Here is a 15338-nt window from a genome sequence, read left to right as displayed (position 1 = left end):
TCGTTAAAAAAGCAGCCGAGAAGAATGTCGATAGCGCAGGTTTTGAACAGCATCGCCGCAAAAAGTCCGGTCTTTGAGGCCGGGCATGTCTGGCTCGCAGGCGCGGGTCCGGGCGATGTGCGTTATCTGACGCTGGAAGTGGCGCTTGCCCTTTCTCAGGCCGATGTGATCGTGCGCGACGCGCTGGTGAGCGACGACGTCGTTTCCCTCGGGCCTCAGGCTGAAATCGTCTTTGCCGGCAAGCGTGGCGGCAAGCCGTCGGCAACGCAGGACGACATCACCGCCTCGCTGATTGATCTCGCCCGACAGGGTAAGAAGGTGTTGCGGCTTAAGGGTGGCGATCCGTTTATTTTCGGGCGTGGCGGCGAAGAGGCAGAGGCGCTTGTCCGCGCCGGCATCCCATTTCGTATCTTGCCGGGCATGACCTCGTCGCTTGCAGCCCTTGCTTCAGCGCGCATTCCCGCCACCATGCGCGGTATCAGCCGCGCTGTCACGCTTGCCACCGGCCATGCCGCCGGGACCGAAGAGGATCTGGATTGGCTGGCACTGGCGAAGACACAGGAACCCATCGTCGTTTATATGGGGCTTAAGAACATAGGTTCGATCGCCGGTCTTCTGATGCAGGGCGGTCGTTCGGGCAAAACGCCGGTCGCCGTCATCATGTCGGCAACGACCGCGCAGGAACGTATTTTCATCGGCACACTGGAAAGCATAGCTGACGATGCAAAACGGGAAAAATTCGAGGCGCCGGCGCTGATCGTTATTGGCGAGATCGTTTCGATGCGCGACCGACTTGGAGTGCCGACCTTATGACCACACGGGCGATTATCATCGGCGCACCGCGCTCTGGTTCCGGCAAGACCAGCGTAACAATCGGCTTGCTGAGGGCCTTTGCCCGGCGCGGCATCAAGGTGCGCGGCATCAAGACGGGGCCGGATTATATCGACCCCGGTTTCCATGCCTTCGCCACCGGCACATCCGGCCTTAATCTCGACAGCTGGGCCATGCAGCCGGAATTGCTTCGACACCTGTTGTTGCAGCAGGCTGACGGTGCCGACCTCGTTTTGATCGAAAGCGCCATGGGCCTGTTCGACGGTATCCCCGTGGCGGAAAACCGCACCGGTTCTGCGGCGGATCTGGCCCGGCTGTTCGGCATTCCCGTGCTGCTGGTGCTGGATGTGTCGGGTCAATCACAGACAGCTGCTGCTGTCGCCTATGGTTTTGCCCACTATGATCCTGTTGTCACCATGGCGGCGGTGGTGCTGAACCGCGCCGGCAGCGAAAGACACCGGACGCTGTGCACGGAGGCCATCGAAAAAATCGGTCTGCCTGTCGCAGGATGCGTCCTGCGTGATCCGTCACTCATCCTGCCGGAACGGCATCTGGGGCTGGTGCAGGCCAGCGAACATCCGGAAATCGACGCGCATATAGAACGGCTGGCGGATGCGATGGAAAGGTCCATTGATCTCGATGCCTTGCTTTCGCTCGCTGCGCCTGTGGATGTGCCCTCCGGCTCGGTGGAGGCAGCGATTGCGCCGCCCGGCCAGCGCATCGCGCTTGCAGACGACGCGGCTTTCACCTTTCTTTATCCGCATCTCAAGAACCACTGGCATGCAGCGGGGGCAGAGATCGTGCCCTTCTCACCGCTGGCCGACGAGGCACCCGATGAGACCTGCAACATTTGCTGGCTGCCAGGTGGTTATCCCGAACTTTACGCTGGAAGGCTTGCCGATGCGGCCGGGTTCAAAGCGGGCATTGTCCGTTTTGCCAAGACGAAGCCGGTGCATGGCGAGTGCGGCGGCTATATGGTTTTGGGCGCCGCGCTGGAAGATGCCGATGGCGTCACCCATGCCATGACCGGGCTTCTGTCACATGCCACCAGTTTCGCCACGCGCAAGATGAATCTCGGCTACCGGCAGGCGGCAATCGTGGCAGATGGGCCGCTCGGCAAAACGGGCGAGGTTCTGCGCGGCCATGAGTTTCACTATGCGCGTGTTATCGATCCGGGTCATGATCAGCCTTTCGCTCAGATCGCTGACGGGCAGGGTCGTCCGCTCGGCCCCTCCGGTGGCAGGCGGGATCTTGTTTCAGGCACTTTCTTCCACGCGATAGCAAAAGCCGGGTAAGCAATTTGGCGACCGGATGCGGGGTTGCGTCAAAGTGGAGCGGGCTGCGAAAGTTTGTAGTCTGGTGCGATAGGTAAGTGCTATATAGCCACTGTCGTCCCGAGTTTCCGAAACGCTATTTCAATGAAAATACTGCGCCTGTTCATTTCTGCCGCCCTCGCCGTGGCCATGATACCGGTTCCGCTCGAGATCGGTGCTGGTCAAATGCAGGCTCACGGCGGCGAAGATTATGCAACGCTTGAAAAACTCGGCGCGGCGCTGTTCGATGATGCCAATCTCTCCATGAACCGGACGATGGCGTGTTCCACTTGCCATATGCAGGCGGCAGGTTTTTCCGATGCGCGCGAAAGCGACAAGGTCGGGCGGGACGTCTCTCTCGGCGATGACGGGATGTCGCTGGGCGACCGCAATGCGCCGACTGCAGCCTATGCCCGGTTCACGCCGCCTTTCGGCAAGAACGCTGCGGGAGAGTATGTCGGCGGGCAATTCTGGGATGGTCGTGCCTCCCTGCTGGAAGACCAGGCGGGTGGACCACCGCTCAACCCGATCGAAATGGGCATGCCGGATAAAGCCTCTGTCGTCAAACGGCTCAAGGAAAACCCTGATTATGTTGCGGCGTTCGGCACACAGTTCGGCAGCGATGTTTTCCAGAGTGACGAAGGCGCCTTTGCTGCGATGACCAAGGCGCTGGCGAGCTTCGAGCGCTCCGATGAATTCTCCACCTTCGATTCCAGATATGACCGTTTCCTGCGCGGCGAGGAAAAGCTAACCGATCAGGAGGAGCTGGGCCGGGTTCTGATCTCCTCGACGCAGTTCACCAATTGCAATACCTGCCATGAAATCCGCGGCGCCAAGGGTTTGGAAGACGGCCTCTTCACCAACCACAAATATTTCAACATCGGTGTTCCGGCTAACACGTCGGTCAGGGCAGCCAACGGCTTCAAGCCGGATGCGGTCGATCTCGGATTGGCGCAAAATCCCGCCGTGGCCGGCGATCCGGCCCAGCGCGGCAAGTTCAAGGTGCCTACCCTTCGCAACGTCGCTGTCACTGGTCCCTACATGCACAATGGCGTGTTTAAGGATCTGCGCACGGTGGTGCTGTTTTACGTGAAATACAAAAGCAAGAAACCCAGCCGGCAGATCAACCCTGAAACGGGTAAAACCTGGGATGCGCCGGAAGTGCCTGATAATATCGCCATGACAGAGCTGACTTCCGCACCGGCGCTGGACGACAAGCGTGTGGACGCCATCGTTGCCTTTTTGAAGACGCTGACTGACAAAAGATATGAACATCTTTTGCCAAAGGACGATGGGCAAGCGACCGTGCCGCCTGCCCAACCGGTTGCCGTCAGCGTTACGCCGAAAGCGCCTTGAATTCTGCGAGAACCGCGTCACCCATTTCGCAGGTGCTGACCTGACGGGAACCGTCGGACATGATGTCGGCGGTGCGGATGCCCTTGTCGAGCACGTTCGCAATTGCAGTTTCGAGCTTCGTTGCCTCATCTACCATGTTGAACGAATAGCGCAGGCACATGGCGAAGGACGCGATCATGGCAATGGGGTTGGCGATGCCCTTGCCGGCAATGTCAGGTGCCGAACCGTGCACCGGCTCGTACATGGCCTTGCGCTTGCCGGTCTTGGCATCCGGTGCACCAAGCGATGCCGACGGCAGCATGCCGAGCGAGCCCGTCAGCATGGCGGCGACGTCGGAAAGCATGTCGCCGAAGAGGTTATCGGTCACGATCACGTCGAACTGCTTGGGCTTGCGCACCAGCTGCATGCCGCCGGCATCGGCCAGCATATGCTCCAGCTGAACGTCCTTGTATTTCGCAGCGTGGGTCTCGGTGACGACCTGGTTCCACAAAACGCCAGATTTCATGACGTTGCGCTTTTCCATGGAGCAGACGCGATTGTCGCGCGTGCGTGCCAGTTCGAAAGCGACGCTGGCGATGCGCTCGATCTCGAAGGTGTCGTAGATCTGCGTGTCGATACCGCGCTTCTGGCCGTTGCCGAGGTCGATGATCTGCTTGGGCTCGCCGAAATAAACACCGCCCGTCAGTTCACGGACGATGAGGATATCAAGACCCTCGACCAGCTCCGGCTTCAGTGAGGAGGCTTCGGCAAGTGCCGGGTAGCAGATGGCGGGGCGCAGGTTGGCGAAAAGTTCGAGATCCTTGCGCAGGCGAAGCAGGCCGGCTTCGGGGCGGTGTTCGTAGGGAACGCCATCCCACTTCGGGCCGCCCACGGCGCCAAACAGGATCGCATCGGCGGCAAGGGCCTTTTCCATATCTGCGTCGGAAATCGCGACGCCATGGGCATCATAAGCGGAGCCGCCGACCAGACCTTCCTGTGTGGTGAAGCCGGCATTTTTCGCGCTGTTCATATAGTCGATCAGCTTGCGGACTTCGGCCATGGCCTCGGGGCCGATACCGTCACCGGGCAGAAGGAAAAGCGTGCGGACTGTCATGAGAACCCTCCTTGGGCGGCGCGCCGGAAACCATCATGAAGGGTTTTCGATTGCGGCGAGCGCGGCGTCAAACTCGTTTCCGTCCTGCCGCCTCACAAGTCACATCGCCAGCCGAACGGGATCGGGGGCTTCTTATCCCCGCCTCATCGGCTTTTCAAGCAAAGCAAAAGCCGATCCGGTACGGTTTTGTACGGGATCGGCTTTTAAAAGGGATGGAAATGCGATCAGGCCCAGGGGCGGACCGAGGCATTTGCCTTTTCGAACGTGTCGATGGCGCCGGAATGCTCCAGTGTCAGACCGATGTCGTCGAGGCCGTTCAGCATGCAATGGCGCTTGAATTCATCGATCTCGAAGGTGATCGTGCCGCCATCAGGGCCGCTGATTTCCTGACGTTCCAGATCGATGGACAGAACGGCGTTCGATCCGCGCGAGGCGTCGTCCAACAGCTTTTCGAGATTCTCGGGGCTGACGACGACAGGCAAGATGCCGTTCTTGAAACAGTTGTTGTAGAAAATATCGGCGAAGCTGGTGGAAATCACGCAGCGGATGCCGAAATCGAGAAGCGCCCATGGTGCATGTTCGCGCGAAGAGCCGCAGCCAAAATTGTCACCCGCGACGAGGATCTGGGCGTTCTGGTAAGCGGGCTTGTTCAGCACGAAATCGGGATTGGGCGAGCCATCTTCGAGATAACGTGACTCGGCAAAAAGGCCGGTGCCAAGACCCGTGCGCTTGATGGTCTTCAGATAGTCTTTGGGAATGATCATATCGGTGTCGATATTGACGACCGGCATGGGCGCAGCAACGCCCGTCAGCTTGGTAAATTTTTCCATCTGTCGCTTCCCGTGTTTCCCTTGTCACAAAATCCGGCGTGGACTGGGACCCGCCGGATATTTTCTGTCGGGAAATACTGCAAAACGGATCGCTTTAGAAGCGCAAACCCGCATTCTTCGGTACGCCGCGTGCAGCGTTCTCGCATTTTGACAGGATTAACGATCTCAGAGATCGATGATCGTGCCTTTGCCGTCGTTCCAGACGCGCATATCGCGCTGGTTGCGGGGCTTGACCGGAATGGGTGCCGGCTTCATACGCGCCGAAAGCAGACGGGCAGCGCTGAGAACGGCGAGCACGCCGATAAAAGCGACCGTAAGCGAGGCGGTAAAAAGAGCCACCAAAGCCAGAAGTGCGATGCCGGATGCGGCAATGAAAAATGAACGGATGCCTTGCATGATTCAACCTTTCTTTCCAGACGAATGTGGGCCTTCTTCTTCCGGCTTGCAAGAGGATTCAGTGGATTGTCGTGTTGCAGATGTCACAAAAGCTTGACACAAGTGCGGCATGACTAATTTTTTCGAAAATATTCCTGTGAGACCGCGCCGTTCGCTGCTGTCGGTTCCGGCCATCAACGTCAGGGCGCTCGAAAAAATCCGCGATCTCGATTGCGATGGGGTTATTCTCGATCTGGAGGATTCCGTTGCGCCCCACATGAAGGGCGAGGCGCGAGAGAATCTGGGCAGGCTGTTTTCGGATGCGCCCTTTGCGGGACGCGAGATCATTATCCGTATCAATCCGCTGTCAACGCCGGATGGTATGGAAGATTTAAAGCTCGTGCTTTCCTGCCGGCCGGATGCGGTATTATTACCGAAGGTAGAGCAGCCCGCCGATATTCACGATGTGGCCGACCTTCTGGCGGAGGCCGATGCGCCCCAGGGCTTGAAAATCTGGGCGATGATAGAGACGCCGCTCGGTGTGTTGAACGCAGCGTCCATTGCTGACGCTGCCCATACGCCGGATGGACGGCTTGCCGCTTTCGTCCTCGGGCTGAACGATCTGCGCAAGGAAACACGGGTTCCTTCCCTGCCCGGGCGAACCTACCTCGTGCCATGGATGATGCAGGTGGTGCTTGCCGCCCGCGCCTATGGGCTTGATGTCATCGATAGCGTGTCGAATGATTTTCGCGATATCGCGGCTTTTGGCACCGAATGCGAGCAGGGCCACGCCATGGGCTTCGATGGCAAGATGCTGATCCACCCGGCCCAGATCGAGCCCGCCAATCGTCACTTCGGCCCCGATGAGGCCGCTGTCGCTGAAGCCAGGGCGATTATTGACGCTTTCGCAAAACCCGAATCTGTGGAATTGAACGTCATCAACATGAACGGGCGGATGATCGAACGGCTGCATGTGAGCCAAGCCGAAAGGCTGGTCGCCATGGTCGATATCATCGCACAACGAAAGGCGCAAAAGACGTGAAGGTCTATCGTTTCATTACAGGTCCCGATGACGCGAAGTTCTGTCACCGGGTCACCGAAGCTCTGAACAAGGGGTGGGAACTTGCCGGTTCGCCCAGCTATGCCTTCAATGCCGCAAGCGGCGTCATGCATTGCGGCCAGGCCGTGACCAAGGTGGTCGAGGGCAAGGAATACCACCCGGATATGAAGCTCGGCGAGCAATAAGAGGCGTGGCCGCCGGCGGGCTCAGCGCTCCGCCGCGGCCTCGTCGGCGCTTTCCTCTATCCGCTCCATGTCGTCATCCGACAGGCCGAAGTGATGGCCGATCTCGTGGATGAGGACATGGGTGATGATGTCGCCCAGCGTTTCCTCGTTCTCGGCCCAGTAGTCGAGAATGGGGCGGCGATAAAGCGTGATGCGGTTCACCATCTCGCCGGTTTCCATGGTGAAACGTTCGGAGATGCCGCGTCCCTCGAACAATCCCAGCAGGTCGAATGGTGTTTCGAGCGCCATGTCCTCGAACACTTCGTCTGTCGGGAAATCAGATATCTCGATGACGAGATCCTTGGTCAATGCACGGAATTCTTCTGGCAGGTGGCCATATGCCTCGATCGCAAGCGACTCGAAGGCGGAAAGTGTCGGCGCATGGCGGTCCCGCCAATCGTCGGTCTGGTCTATGCGGGCCATTTCTGCTCCTTGTTGAAGGCCCATATAAACACTTGCTGCGCAAATTTCGAGACCTGACTGCTTCGCTCGCCAAAAAAGCATGAAATTCTTGGCGTTAGAGTTACTTTTCAAACATTCGTCATCTTGACATAAACTGATGTCTCGCGTAATTCGCACCCAAATTGATGGCGTATTGCGCCTTCTGTTTATTCCGCCCTTCAAAGGCGGCTTCACCGGCAGACTTTCAAAAGGGCATTCAGTCCTGACGGATTTCCGCTACTCCGACTGATAAAAAGACGGCCAGCTTGCTTTGGCGGGCAGAGCCGGAACGAACATGAAAGGATAACAAATGTTCGCAGTCATCAAGACCGGCGGTAAACAGTACCGCGTAGCGGCCGATGCCGTGCTGACCATCGAAAAGCTGGAAGCAGAGGCAGGCGCAACCGTAGAATTCACCGAAGTTCTCGTGATCGGCGAAGGCGCCGACGCTCAGTTCGGTGCTCCCTTTGTCAAGGGTGCCATCGTCAAGGCTGAAGTTGTCGAGCACAATCGCGGCAAGAAGGTCATCGCCTTCAAGAAGCGTCGTCGTCAGAACTCCAAGCGTTCGCGCGGCCATCGTCAGCATCACACTGTCGTCCGCATCACGGACATCGTTGCTGCCTAATCGGCGCGACACGGGAAACAAGGTTTAAAGGAGAACTCCAATGGCACACAAAAAAGCTGGCGGTTCCTCGCGTAACGGTCGCGATTCCGAATCCAAGCGCCTTGGCGTAAAGAAGTTCGGCGGCGAAGCTGTCATTCCGGGCAACATTATTCTGCGTCAGCGCGGAACCCAGTGGCATCCCGGCGCCAATGTTGGCATCGGCAAGGACCACACGATTTTCGCACTGACCGCAGGTAACGTGAACTTCCGTACGAAGGCCAACGGCCGCGTATTCGTATCCGTGGCCCCGAAAGCGGAAGCCGCAGAATAAGCCGGTAAGCGTCATATGCAGCCGGTGTCCCATCGACCCGGCTGAGACGTATCAGGTTCAGTCAAGAAAACAGGGGAGATGGGGTACCACCCAACTCCCCTTTTTCTTTAACCCCCAGGAGGGACTGAACCATGCAAGCTGAATTGTTGAGGGTTGACCAATCACGGTCACCCGAAGAGCGGCCGAGGCCCGATCGGTCGAGGAGCGATTGCCCCGTTTTACTGTCGCAGAGGCTGGTTTTACGCAAGCCTCACGAAGAAGACATCGACGCCCTTGCCCATCTTGCCAACAATGCCAATATCGCGACCATGGTGTCGCGTATGCCGCACCCGTACACGGCCAAAGACGCCGCGGACTTCGTGCGACGCACCAATGCTGGCGAGATCGGCAAGTGCGTCTATGCGATTACCCGCATGGACAATGGCGAGTTTCTGGGTTGCTGCGCGCTTGAACCGCAGGAAGACGAAAAGACGCTGGAAATCGGTTACTGGCTGGGGGAACCCTACTGGAACCGGGGCTACATGACCGAAGCCACGCATGCGCTGATCGACATGGCCTTCCGCACGCGTGAAATCGACCAGATCGATGCCCGCTGCCGGGTCACCAACATCCCCTCGCGCCGGGTCATCCAGAAGTGCGGTTTCCAGTTCCAGGGCTCCGGCATGGTCGGTTCGCTGGCACTGGGCGGCATGGTACCGGTAGAATGGTACAGGCTGGACCGCAAGACCTGGGTTTCGCTGAAGAGCTGGGGGGACATGGGATGAGCACGATCGAGCTTACCCGTCACCGGGCAACTGCGACGGTCGCGCCGCCCGGCCCCTGCCCGGTCATCGAGACGTCGCGTCTGGTGCTGCGTCCGCAGCGGCTTTCCGATGCCGGCAGCATTGCGGAATCGCTTGGCGATTTTGCCGTGACCAGGATGCTGGCCCGCGTTCCCGCGCCCTATCATCGACAGGATGCGCTGGAATGGCTGGTCCTGCGCACTTCAGGCACCCTGCCCGATTGGGATTTCGCCATCACAAGCGGTGACGATACCCTCATCGGCGTCGTCTCGGTCGAATTGCGGCACGGCGAGTGGCATCTCGGCTACTGGCTGAACCGGTTCTACTGGGGCAAGGGTTACATGACCGAGGCGGTGGCCGCCGTGGTCGAGCGGTTCTTCCGCCGCATGCCCGGTGTGGTTCTCCATTCCGGTGTGTTTGCGGATAATCCGGCTTCGCTGCGCGTGCAGGAAAAACTGGGCTTCCGGGTGACCGGCTGCCACCAGATTTACGCCACGGCGCGTGCTGCAATGGTGGCGCATATCGATACGGCGATCACGGCTGAGGATTTCATTCCGCAGCACCGCTGACAATCAAAACAAGGCCGGTTGCCGCAAACCGGCCTTGTCTCACGCAGGCGCTTCCCGCACGATAGTCTTTGACCTTGTGGAGAAGCGCTTGTATTCGAAACGACGATATTTTTGTTTGGCACAACGCCTTGAGCTGATGTGCCCGCAAACCGACAGAACGGCAGTCCGATGAAATTTCTCGATGAAGCAAAAATCTATATCAAGTCCGGTGACGGCGGCGCGGGCGCTGTTTCCTTCCGGCGCGAAAAATTCATCGAGTTCGGCGGCCCTGATGGCGGCGATGGCGGACGCGGCGGCGACGTCTGGATCGAGGTGGTCAACGGTCTCAACACGCTGATCGACTTCCGCTTCCAGCAGCATTTCAAGGCCTCGATCGGACAGCACGGCATGGGCAAGACCCGCACCGGCGCCAAGGGTTCCGATGTGGTTCTGAAAGTGCCTGTCGGCACGCAGATTTTCGAGGAAGACAATGAGACGCTGATCGTCGACCTGACAAAGGAAGGCCAGCGTTTTCGTCTTGCCGCTGGCGGTAACGGCGGTTTCGGCAATGCCTATTTCAAGTCTTCGACCAATCAGGCGCCGACCCATGCCAATCCGGGCCTTGCGGGCGAAGAAAAGACGCTCTGGCTTCGCCTGAAGCTGATCGCTGACGCCGGTCTCGTTGGTCTGCCGAATGCCGGCAAATCGACATTCCTTGCGACGGTGACCCGCGCGCGGCCAAAGATTGCCAATTATCCCTTCACAACGCTGCATCCGAATCTCGGCGTCGCGACCATCGACGGCCGTGAATTCGTGCTGGCCGATATTCCCGGCCTGATTGAAGGCGCGCATGAGGGTGTGGGCATCGGCGACCGTTTCCTCGGCCACGTCGAGCGCACCCGTGTGCTTCTGCATCTCGTCTCCGCGCAGGAAGAAAAGGTCGGGCAGGCCTATAAGACGGTCAAGGCCGAGCTGGATGCCTATGGCGGCGGCTTGATCGACAAGCCGGAAATCGTTGCGCTGTCGCAGATCGACGTGCTGGACGAAAAAGAACTGAAAAAGAAGGCAAAGGAACTGGAAAAGGCCTGCGGCCGTCCTCCGCTCCTTCTGTCTGCCGCTGCCCACATCGGTATGACGGAGGCGCTGCGCGCCCTTCGCGATATCATCGTCTCGGCGAGCAATGGCGGCGAGACCGCCCTTCCCGACCGCTCAATGCCTGTGGATAGCGAGGCCGAGGAAGAGGACGATCGCCTATGAGCCTCACCCGCAAACCGCTGGGTAGCCACCACCGGATCGTCATCAAGATCGGTTCGGCACTTCTGGTGGACCGGAAAAGCGGGCTCAAGAAAGATTGGCTCGACGCCATTTGCGAGGACATCGCTGCGCTGAAGAAAAACGGCGCAGATGTTCAGGTGGTGTCTTCTGGCGCCATCGCGCTCGGCCGCACGGTGCTTGGTCTGCCCTCCGGCGCATTAAAGCTGGAGGAAAGTCAGGCAGCGGCGGCCGTCGGCCAGATCGCTCTGGCGCGGGCATGGTCGGAAAGCCTGTCGCGGCATGAGATCGTCGCTGGCCAGATTCTGCTGACGCTGTCCGACACCGAGGAGCGCCGCCGTTACCTCAATGCGCGCGCCACCATCAACCAGCTGCTGAAGATCGGTGCCATTCCGATCATCAATGAAAACGACACGGTGGCAACCACCGAAATCCGCTACGGCGACAATGACCGTCTGGCCGCCCGCGTGGCCACCATGACAGGTGCCGATCTTCTGGTATTGCTGTCTGATATTGACGGGCTTTACACCGCTCCGCCACATCTTGATCCGGATGCGAAGTTCCTTGAGACGATTGCAGATATTACCCCCGAGATCGAGGCCATGGCAGGCGGCGCGGCTTCCGAGCTTTCACGCGGCGGCATGCGCACCAAGATCGATGCCGGCAAGATCGCGACCGCTGCCGGCTGCGGCATGATCATCGCTTCCGGCAAGACGCTCAATCCGTTGAAGGCCATCGAAAACGGCGCCCGCTCCTCGTGGTTTGCGCCATCAGGCACACCGGTGACGGCGCGAAAGACCTGGATTGCCGGTCAGTTGCAGCCGGCAGGTGAGATTCATGTGGATGCGGGTGCGGAAAAAGCGCTCTATGCCGGTAAAAGCCTGCTTCCCGCGGGCGTTCGGGTGGTGAAGGGCAATTTCGGACGCGGCGATGCGATTGCCATTATCGGCGTTGAAGGCCGAGAGGTCGCGCGCGGCCTTGCAGGCTACGATGCGGAAGAGGCGCGTCTTATCATCGGTCACAAGTCCAACGAGATCGAGGCGATACTTGGTTATGTCGGACGTGCGGCGATGATCCATCGCGACGATCTGGTGATGACGGGTGCCGCCGTGAAAGTTAAAAATACTGAAAAGGATGAGGTCCATGCCTGAACAGGCCGTGAAGCAGAGCCATGATATCGATGCATTGATGATGACCATCGGTGCACAGGCAAAAGCTGCTTCGCGACCGTTGTCCATCGCAGGCACTGATCAGAAAAACCGTGCGCTTCTCGCCATGGCGTCCGCCATCGAGGCGTCGAGGGAAACGATCCTTGCCGCCAACAGGAAAGATCTGGCTGCAGCGGATAATAGCGGCCTTGCCGCTTCCTTCATCGACAGGCTTACGCTTGACGATGCGCGGATCGCCGGCATTGCCGAAGGCATCCGCTCGGTTGCCGCGCTGCCTGATCCGGTTGGCGAAGTCATTGCCGCCTGGGATCGCCCGAACGGTCTGAAGATCGAGCGCGTGCGCACGCCGCTCGGCGTCATCGGCGTGATTTACGAAAGCCGCCCGAATGTGACGGCAGATGCGGGCGCGCTCTGCCTCAAGGCGGGCAACGCGGTCATCCTGCGCGGCGGCTCGGATTCGCAACATTCATCGCGTGCTATCCATGCCTGCCTCGTCGAGGGCCTGAAGATCGCCGGTCTTCCCGAGCATGCCATTCAACTGGTGCCGGTCACCGATCGCGCAGCCGTGGGCGCTTTGCTGGGAGGATTGAATGGCGCGGTTGACGTGATTGTGCCGCGCGGCGGCAAAAGCCTGGTTGCGCGGGTGCAGTCTGAGGCGCGGGTTCCGGTCTTTGCGCATCTGGAAGGTATTTGCCATATCTATGTCGACGGATCGGCCGATCTCGACATGGCGAAACGCATCGTCGTAAACGCCAAGATGCGCCGCACCGGTATTTGTGGCGCGGCGGAGACGCTGCTGGTGGATGCCGCTGTTGTTGCCACGCATCTTGAACCGCTCGTCAAGGGTCTGATCGAGGCCGGTTGTGAAGTACGCGGTTCGCAGGCCGTGCGCAATGTTGTCGAGGGCTTGAAAGCCGCAACGGAAGATGACTGGCGCACCGAATATCTCGATGCGATCATTTCGGTTGCTGTCGTGGACGGTATTTCCGGCGCGATCGACCACATCAGCACCTATTCGTCCAACCACACGGAGGCGGTGATCGCCGAGGACCCAGCGGTGGTCGAGCGTTTCTTCAACGAACTCGATTCGGCCATTCTGCTGCATAACGCGTCCACGCAATTTGCCGATGGCGGTGAATTCGGCATGGGTGCGGAAATCGGCATCGCCACTGGCAAGATGCATGCACGCGGCCCGGTTGGTGTCGAGCAGCTCACGTCGTTCAAATACCGCGTGCATGGCACCGGTCAGACGCGGACTTGATAGTTGCTGGTCGAAACACGCCTCGACAGACGTTATCTCACCATGCCGCATGCGGAGCGCGGCATGGTCGTCGGGCTGTTCGGCGGCTCTTTCAATCCGCCGCATGCCGGCCATGCCCTTGTTGCCGAAATAGCGCTTCGCAGGCTGGGTCTAGACCAGCTCTGGTGGATGGTCACGCCAGGCAATCCGCTGAAAAGCCGCTCGGAACTGGCATCTCTGGAGGATCGTATCGCTGCCTGCGAAAGGCTGGTCAGCGATCCCCGCATCAAGGTGACGGCTTTTGAAAAATCGCTGGGGATCAGCTATACGGCCAATACGCTTGCCAAAGTGAAAGCAAAAAATCCGCATGTCCGCTTCATCTGGATCATGGGAGCCGACAATCTGAAAAGCTTCCATCGCTGGCAACAATGGCGAAGGATCGCCGAGACCTTTCCGATTGCGGTGATCGACCGGCCGGGCTCCACCCTTTCCTACCTCTCCTCCACCATGGCGCAGGCATATAGCCAGGCGCGGATCGATGAGGATGATGCGGGTGTTTTGTGGAAAAAAAAGGCGCCTGCCTGGGTCTTTATCCATGGCCCGCGTTCGACGCTCAGTTCGACGGCGCTCCGCAATAATCACAAATGATGTATGCGACAGCCGTTGAAGGCTCCATATCTTGAAAAGTTAATGCTTTGGTGCCACCTTAATCTGGTGACGCACAGATTCGCGTCGCCAGTGCCTGTTTTGTCATTCTTGGAAAGGGAAAACCTCTGACAACAGTACACGCCAAGGGAAGAGCATTTGTTGCTATCCCGAAGGGTCAGGACAGTGGCGCCGATGCCGCCGACCACGCCCTCGAAACCGTCCTCGCGAGCCTCGAGGACTCCAAGGCTGAAGATATCGTATCTCTAGACATTGCCGGAAAATCGGCGCTTGCGGACTACATGGTGGTAGTCTCCGGGCGATCGAACAGGCATGTCTCGGCGATCTGCGAGCATCTTCTCAAGGATATGAAGGATGAAGGGTTTGGAAGCGCCCGCGTCGAAGGTCTCGAGACCGGAGATTGGGTGCTGATCGATACCGGCGATATCATCGTTCATGTGTTCCGTCCGGAAATCCGTGTCTTCTACAACATTGAAAAAATGTGGGCGACGCCGGAGATGCCGGAAGACACGCTGCATTGATGCGGTGAACCTTTGACGTCGCACATCGGGCCTCCCGAATATCATTTTTGATTTCGGGTCGATGTGTCTGGTCGGAAAGCAAGCCGGCCGCATAGGAATCCGTAGGCTATGCTGTTAAGAGCGTGACCCTGTTGGGTCACGGTGGATGCAGGTTTGCGATGCGGATTTCGATTTTTGCGGTGGGACGGCTGAAATCCGGCCCGGAAAAGGATCTTGCGACCCGTTATATCGAACGCCTTGCCAAGACCGGCCCGGCGATCGGGCTGGAGTTTTCGCGCGTGATCGAGGTCGCGGAAAGCCGGGCATCGAACGCAGAGACGCGCAAGCGCGAAGAAGCGGCGATGCTGGAAAAACATCTGGCTGATGGTACTGTGCTCGTGCTGCTGGACGAGCGCGGCAAGGCGCTGGATAGCCCGGCCTTTGCCACGTTTTTTGGCGATCTGCGTGATAGCGGTAAGCGCGACCTCGTGATCGCGATTGGTGGCGCCGACGGCCTCGATCCTGCACTTTACGACAGAGCGGCGGCCGTTGTTAATCTCGGCAAGCTCACATGGCCGCACCAGATCGTTCGTATTCTGATCGCCGAACAGCTTTACCGCGCCGTCACCATTCTCTCCGGTCATCCCTATCATCGCGTTTGAGCGTGATCTTCATGCGGAAAATTGTCTCAATTTCAACATGA

18 protein-coding genes and 1 pseudogene are annotated in these 15338 nt (G+C 58.9%); 15 read left to right on the top strand and 4 right to left on the bottom strand.

Features of this window, described 5'->3' with window-relative positions:
• The first annotated feature begins 24 nt into the window (after window positions 1–24).
• The 3 genes from cobA to CRO62_RS17435 all read left to right on the top strand — a co-directional run bounded on the left by cobA (window position 25) and on the right by CRO62_RS17435 (window position 3500).
• On the top strand, window positions 25–813 hold the full coding sequence (gene cobA, locus CRO62_RS17445) for a uroporphyrinogen-III C-methyltransferase (protein WP_097101006.1): 789 nt from the start codon (window positions 25–27) through the stop codon (window positions 811–813).
• On the top strand, window positions 810–2126 hold the full coding sequence (locus CRO62_RS17440; protein WP_097101005.1) for a cobyrinate a,c-diamide synthase: 1317 nt from the start codon (window positions 810–812) through the stop codon (window positions 2124–2126). Before cobA ends, CRO62_RS17440 begins: the two co-directional genes overlap by 4 nt.
• 123 nt (window positions 2127–2249) lie before the next feature.
• The gene (locus tag CRO62_RS17435; RefSeq protein WP_097101004.1) at window positions 2250–3500 is read left to right on the top strand and encodes a cytochrome-c peroxidase; all 1251 of its coding nucleotides are present in this window, start codon (window positions 2250–2252) and stop codon (window positions 3498–3500) included.
• Here the strand turns inward: CRO62_RS17435 and leuB are convergent.
• The 3 genes from leuB to CRO62_RS17420 all read right to left on the bottom strand — a co-directional run bounded on the left by leuB (window position 3481) and on the right by CRO62_RS17420 (window position 5819).
• The gene (gene leuB / locus CRO62_RS17430; protein WP_097101003.1) at window positions 3481–4593 is read right to left on the bottom strand and encodes a 3-isopropylmalate dehydrogenase; all 1113 of its coding nucleotides are present in this window, start codon (window positions 4591–4593) and stop codon (window positions 3481–3483) included. The two genes, CRO62_RS17435 and leuB, sit on opposite strands and share 20 nt — an antisense overlap.
• 224 nt (window positions 4594–4817) lie before the next feature.
• Window positions 4818–5423 carry a 3-isopropylmalate dehydratase small subunit gene (gene leuD / locus CRO62_RS17425; RefSeq protein WP_025594665.1) on the bottom strand — a complete coding sequence of 202 codons (606 nt, stop codon included), beginning with the start codon at window positions 5421–5423 and terminating at the stop codon, window positions 4818–4820.
• Between the two features lie 165 nt (window positions 5424–5588).
• Window positions 5589–5819, bottom strand: coding sequence for a hypothetical protein (locus CRO62_RS17420; RefSeq protein WP_003516445.1), 231 nt, complete (start codon window positions 5817–5819; stop codon window positions 5589–5591).
• A 109-nt stretch (window positions 5820–5928) separates the two neighbouring features.
• On the opposite strand from CRO62_RS17420, the gene CRO62_RS17415 reads away from it, so the two are divergent.
• Window positions 5929–6840: an HpcH/HpaI aldolase/citrate lyase family protein gene (locus CRO62_RS17415; protein WP_179784557.1), complete on the top strand. Its 912-nt coding sequence runs from the start codon at window positions 5929–5931 to the stop codon at window positions 6838–6840.
• A complete protein-coding gene (locus CRO62_RS17410) occupies window positions 6837–7043 on the top strand; it encodes a DUF1737 domain-containing protein (protein WP_003505258.1) in 207 nt (68 codons plus the stop codon). Before CRO62_RS17415 ends, CRO62_RS17410 begins: the two co-directional genes overlap by 4 nt.
• 21 nt (window positions 7044–7064) lie before the next feature.
• Here CRO62_RS17410 and CRO62_RS17405 read toward each other — a convergent pair whose 3' ends face one another.
• On the bottom strand, window positions 7065–7505 hold the full coding sequence (locus CRO62_RS17405; RefSeq protein ID WP_003516449.1) for a metallopeptidase family protein: 441 nt from the start codon (window positions 7503–7505) through the stop codon (window positions 7065–7067).
• Between the two features lie 328 nt (window positions 7506–7833).
• Here CRO62_RS17405 and rplU point away from each other — a divergent pair, with 328 nt between their 5' ends.
• The 10 genes and pseudogenes from rplU (at window position 7834) to rlmH (ending at window position 15297) form a co-directional block, all read left to right on the top strand.
• On the top strand, window positions 7834–8148 hold the full coding sequence (gene rplU / locus CRO62_RS17400) for a 50S ribosomal protein L21 (protein ID WP_003516451.1): 315 nt from the start codon (window positions 7834–7836) through the stop codon (window positions 8146–8148).
• 40 nt (window positions 8149–8188) lie between these two features.
• The gene (gene rpmA / locus CRO62_RS17395; RefSeq protein WP_003492686.1) at window positions 8189–8458 is read left to right on the top strand and encodes a 50S ribosomal protein L27; all 270 of its coding nucleotides are present in this window, start codon (window positions 8189–8191) and stop codon (window positions 8456–8458) included.
• A 131-nt stretch (window positions 8459–8589) separates the two neighbouring features.
• The gene (locus CRO62_RS17390; protein ID WP_003516453.1) at window positions 8590–9222 is read left to right on the top strand and encodes a GNAT family N-acetyltransferase; all 633 of its coding nucleotides are present in this window, start codon (window positions 8590–8592) and stop codon (window positions 9220–9222) included.
• Window positions 9219–9809, top strand: coding sequence for a GNAT family N-acetyltransferase (locus tag CRO62_RS17385; RefSeq protein ID WP_097101002.1), 591 nt, complete (start codon window positions 9219–9221; stop codon window positions 9807–9809). Before CRO62_RS17390 ends, CRO62_RS17385 begins: the two co-directional genes overlap by 4 nt.
• 168 nt (window positions 9810–9977) lie before the next feature.
• Window positions 9978–11045, top strand: coding sequence for a GTPase ObgE (obgE, locus tag CRO62_RS17380; protein ID WP_097101001.1), 1068 nt, complete (start codon window positions 9978–9980; stop codon window positions 11043–11045).
• Window positions 11042–12211 (top strand): glutamate 5-kinase, encoded by a 1170-nt coding sequence (gene proB / locus CRO62_RS17375; protein ID WP_003516458.1) that lies wholly within the window; start codon window positions 11042–11044, stop codon window positions 12209–12211. The genes obgE and proB overlap by 4 nt, the downstream gene beginning before the upstream one ends.
• Window positions 12204–13490 carry a glutamate-5-semialdehyde dehydrogenase gene (locus CRO62_RS17370; protein WP_065662946.1) on the top strand — a complete coding sequence of 429 codons (1287 nt, stop codon included), beginning with the start codon at window positions 12204–12206 and terminating at the stop codon, window positions 13488–13490. Before proB ends, CRO62_RS17370 begins: the two co-directional genes overlap by 8 nt.
• 42 nt (window positions 13491–13532) lie before the next feature.
• Window positions 13533–14117 (top strand): nicotinate-nucleotide adenylyltransferase, encoded by a 585-nt coding sequence (locus CRO62_RS17365; RefSeq protein WP_075807713.1) that lies wholly within the window; start codon window positions 13533–13535, stop codon window positions 14115–14117.
• Between the two features lie 94 nt (window positions 14118–14211).
• Window positions 14212–14656, top strand: a pseudogene (gene rsfS, locus CRO62_RS17360) (ribosome silencing factor).
• A gap of 158 nt (window positions 14657–14814) precedes the next feature.
• On the top strand, window positions 14815–15297 hold the full coding sequence (gene rlmH / locus CRO62_RS17355) for a 23S rRNA (pseudouridine(1915)-N(3))-methyltransferase RlmH (RefSeq protein ID WP_097101000.1): 483 nt from the start codon (window positions 14815–14817) through the stop codon (window positions 15295–15297).
• Window positions 15298–15338 lie beyond the last annotated feature (41 nt).

The sequence above is a fragment of the Rhizobium sp. AN6A genome (assembly GCF_900215635.1).
In the GTDB taxonomy this organism is placed as follows: domain Bacteria; phylum Pseudomonadota; class Alphaproteobacteria; order Rhizobiales; family Rhizobiaceae; genus Agrobacterium; species Agrobacterium tumefaciens.
Note: the sequence above shows the minus strand (reverse complement) of the source record. Positions and strands in the feature narration are given on the sequence as shown.

What these genes read in the sequence shown, in the direction of transcription:
- cobA (WP_097101006.1), top strand. Translation starts at nt 25, where the DNA reads ATGTCGATAGCGCAGGTTTTGAACAGCATCGCCGCAAAAAGTCCGGTC.
- CRO62_RS17440 (WP_097101005.1), top strand. Translation starts at nt 810, where the DNA reads ATGACCACACGGGCGATTATCATCGGCGCACCGCGCTCTGGTTCCGGC.
- CRO62_RS17435 (WP_097101004.1), top strand. Translation starts at nt 2,250, where the DNA reads ATGAAAATACTGCGCCTGTTCATTTCTGCCGCCCTCGCCGTGGCCATG.
- leuB (WP_097101003.1), bottom strand. Translation starts at nt 4,593, where the DNA reads ATGACAGTCCGCACGCTTTTCCTTCTGCCCGGTGACGGTATCGGCCCC.
- leuD (WP_025594665.1), bottom strand. Translation starts at nt 5,423, where the DNA reads ATGGAAAAATTTACCAAGCTGACGGGCGTTGCTGCGCCCATGCCGGTC.
- CRO62_RS17420 (WP_003516445.1), bottom strand. Translation starts at nt 5,819, where the DNA reads ATGCAAGGCATCCGTTCATTTTTCATTGCCGCATCCGGCATCGCACTT.
- CRO62_RS17415 (WP_179784557.1), top strand. Translation starts at nt 5,929, where the DNA reads ATGACTAATTTTTTCGAAAATATTCCTGTGAGACCGCGCCGTTCGCTG.
- CRO62_RS17405 (WP_003516449.1), bottom strand. Translation starts at nt 7,505, where the DNA reads ATGGCCCGCATAGACCAGACCGACGATTGGCGGGACCGCCATGCGCCG.
- rplU (WP_003516451.1), top strand. Translation starts at nt 7,834, where the DNA reads ATGTTCGCAGTCATCAAGACCGGCGGTAAACAGTACCGCGTAGCGGCC.
- rpmA (WP_003492686.1), top strand. Translation starts at nt 8,189, where the DNA reads ATGGCACACAAAAAAGCTGGCGGTTCCTCGCGTAACGGTCGCGATTCC.
- CRO62_RS17390 (WP_003516453.1), top strand. Translation starts at nt 8,590, where the DNA reads ATGCAAGCTGAATTGTTGAGGGTTGACCAATCACGGTCACCCGAAGAG.
- CRO62_RS17385 (WP_097101002.1), top strand. Translation starts at nt 9,219, where the DNA reads ATGAGCACGATCGAGCTTACCCGTCACCGGGCAACTGCGACGGTCGCG.
- obgE (WP_097101001.1), top strand. Translation starts at nt 9,978, where the DNA reads ATGAAATTTCTCGATGAAGCAAAAATCTATATCAAGTCCGGTGACGGC.
- proB (WP_003516458.1), top strand. Translation starts at nt 11,042, where the DNA reads ATGAGCCTCACCCGCAAACCGCTGGGTAGCCACCACCGGATCGTCATC.
- CRO62_RS17370 (WP_065662946.1), top strand. Translation starts at nt 12,204, where the DNA reads ATGCCTGAACAGGCCGTGAAGCAGAGCCATGATATCGATGCATTGATG.
- CRO62_RS17365 (WP_075807713.1), top strand. Translation starts at nt 13,533, where the DNA reads ATGCCGCATGCGGAGCGCGGCATGGTCGTCGGGCTGTTCGGCGGCTCT.
- rlmH (WP_097101000.1), top strand. Translation starts at nt 14,815, where the DNA reads ATGCGGATTTCGATTTTTGCGGTGGGACGGCTGAAATCCGGCCCGGAA.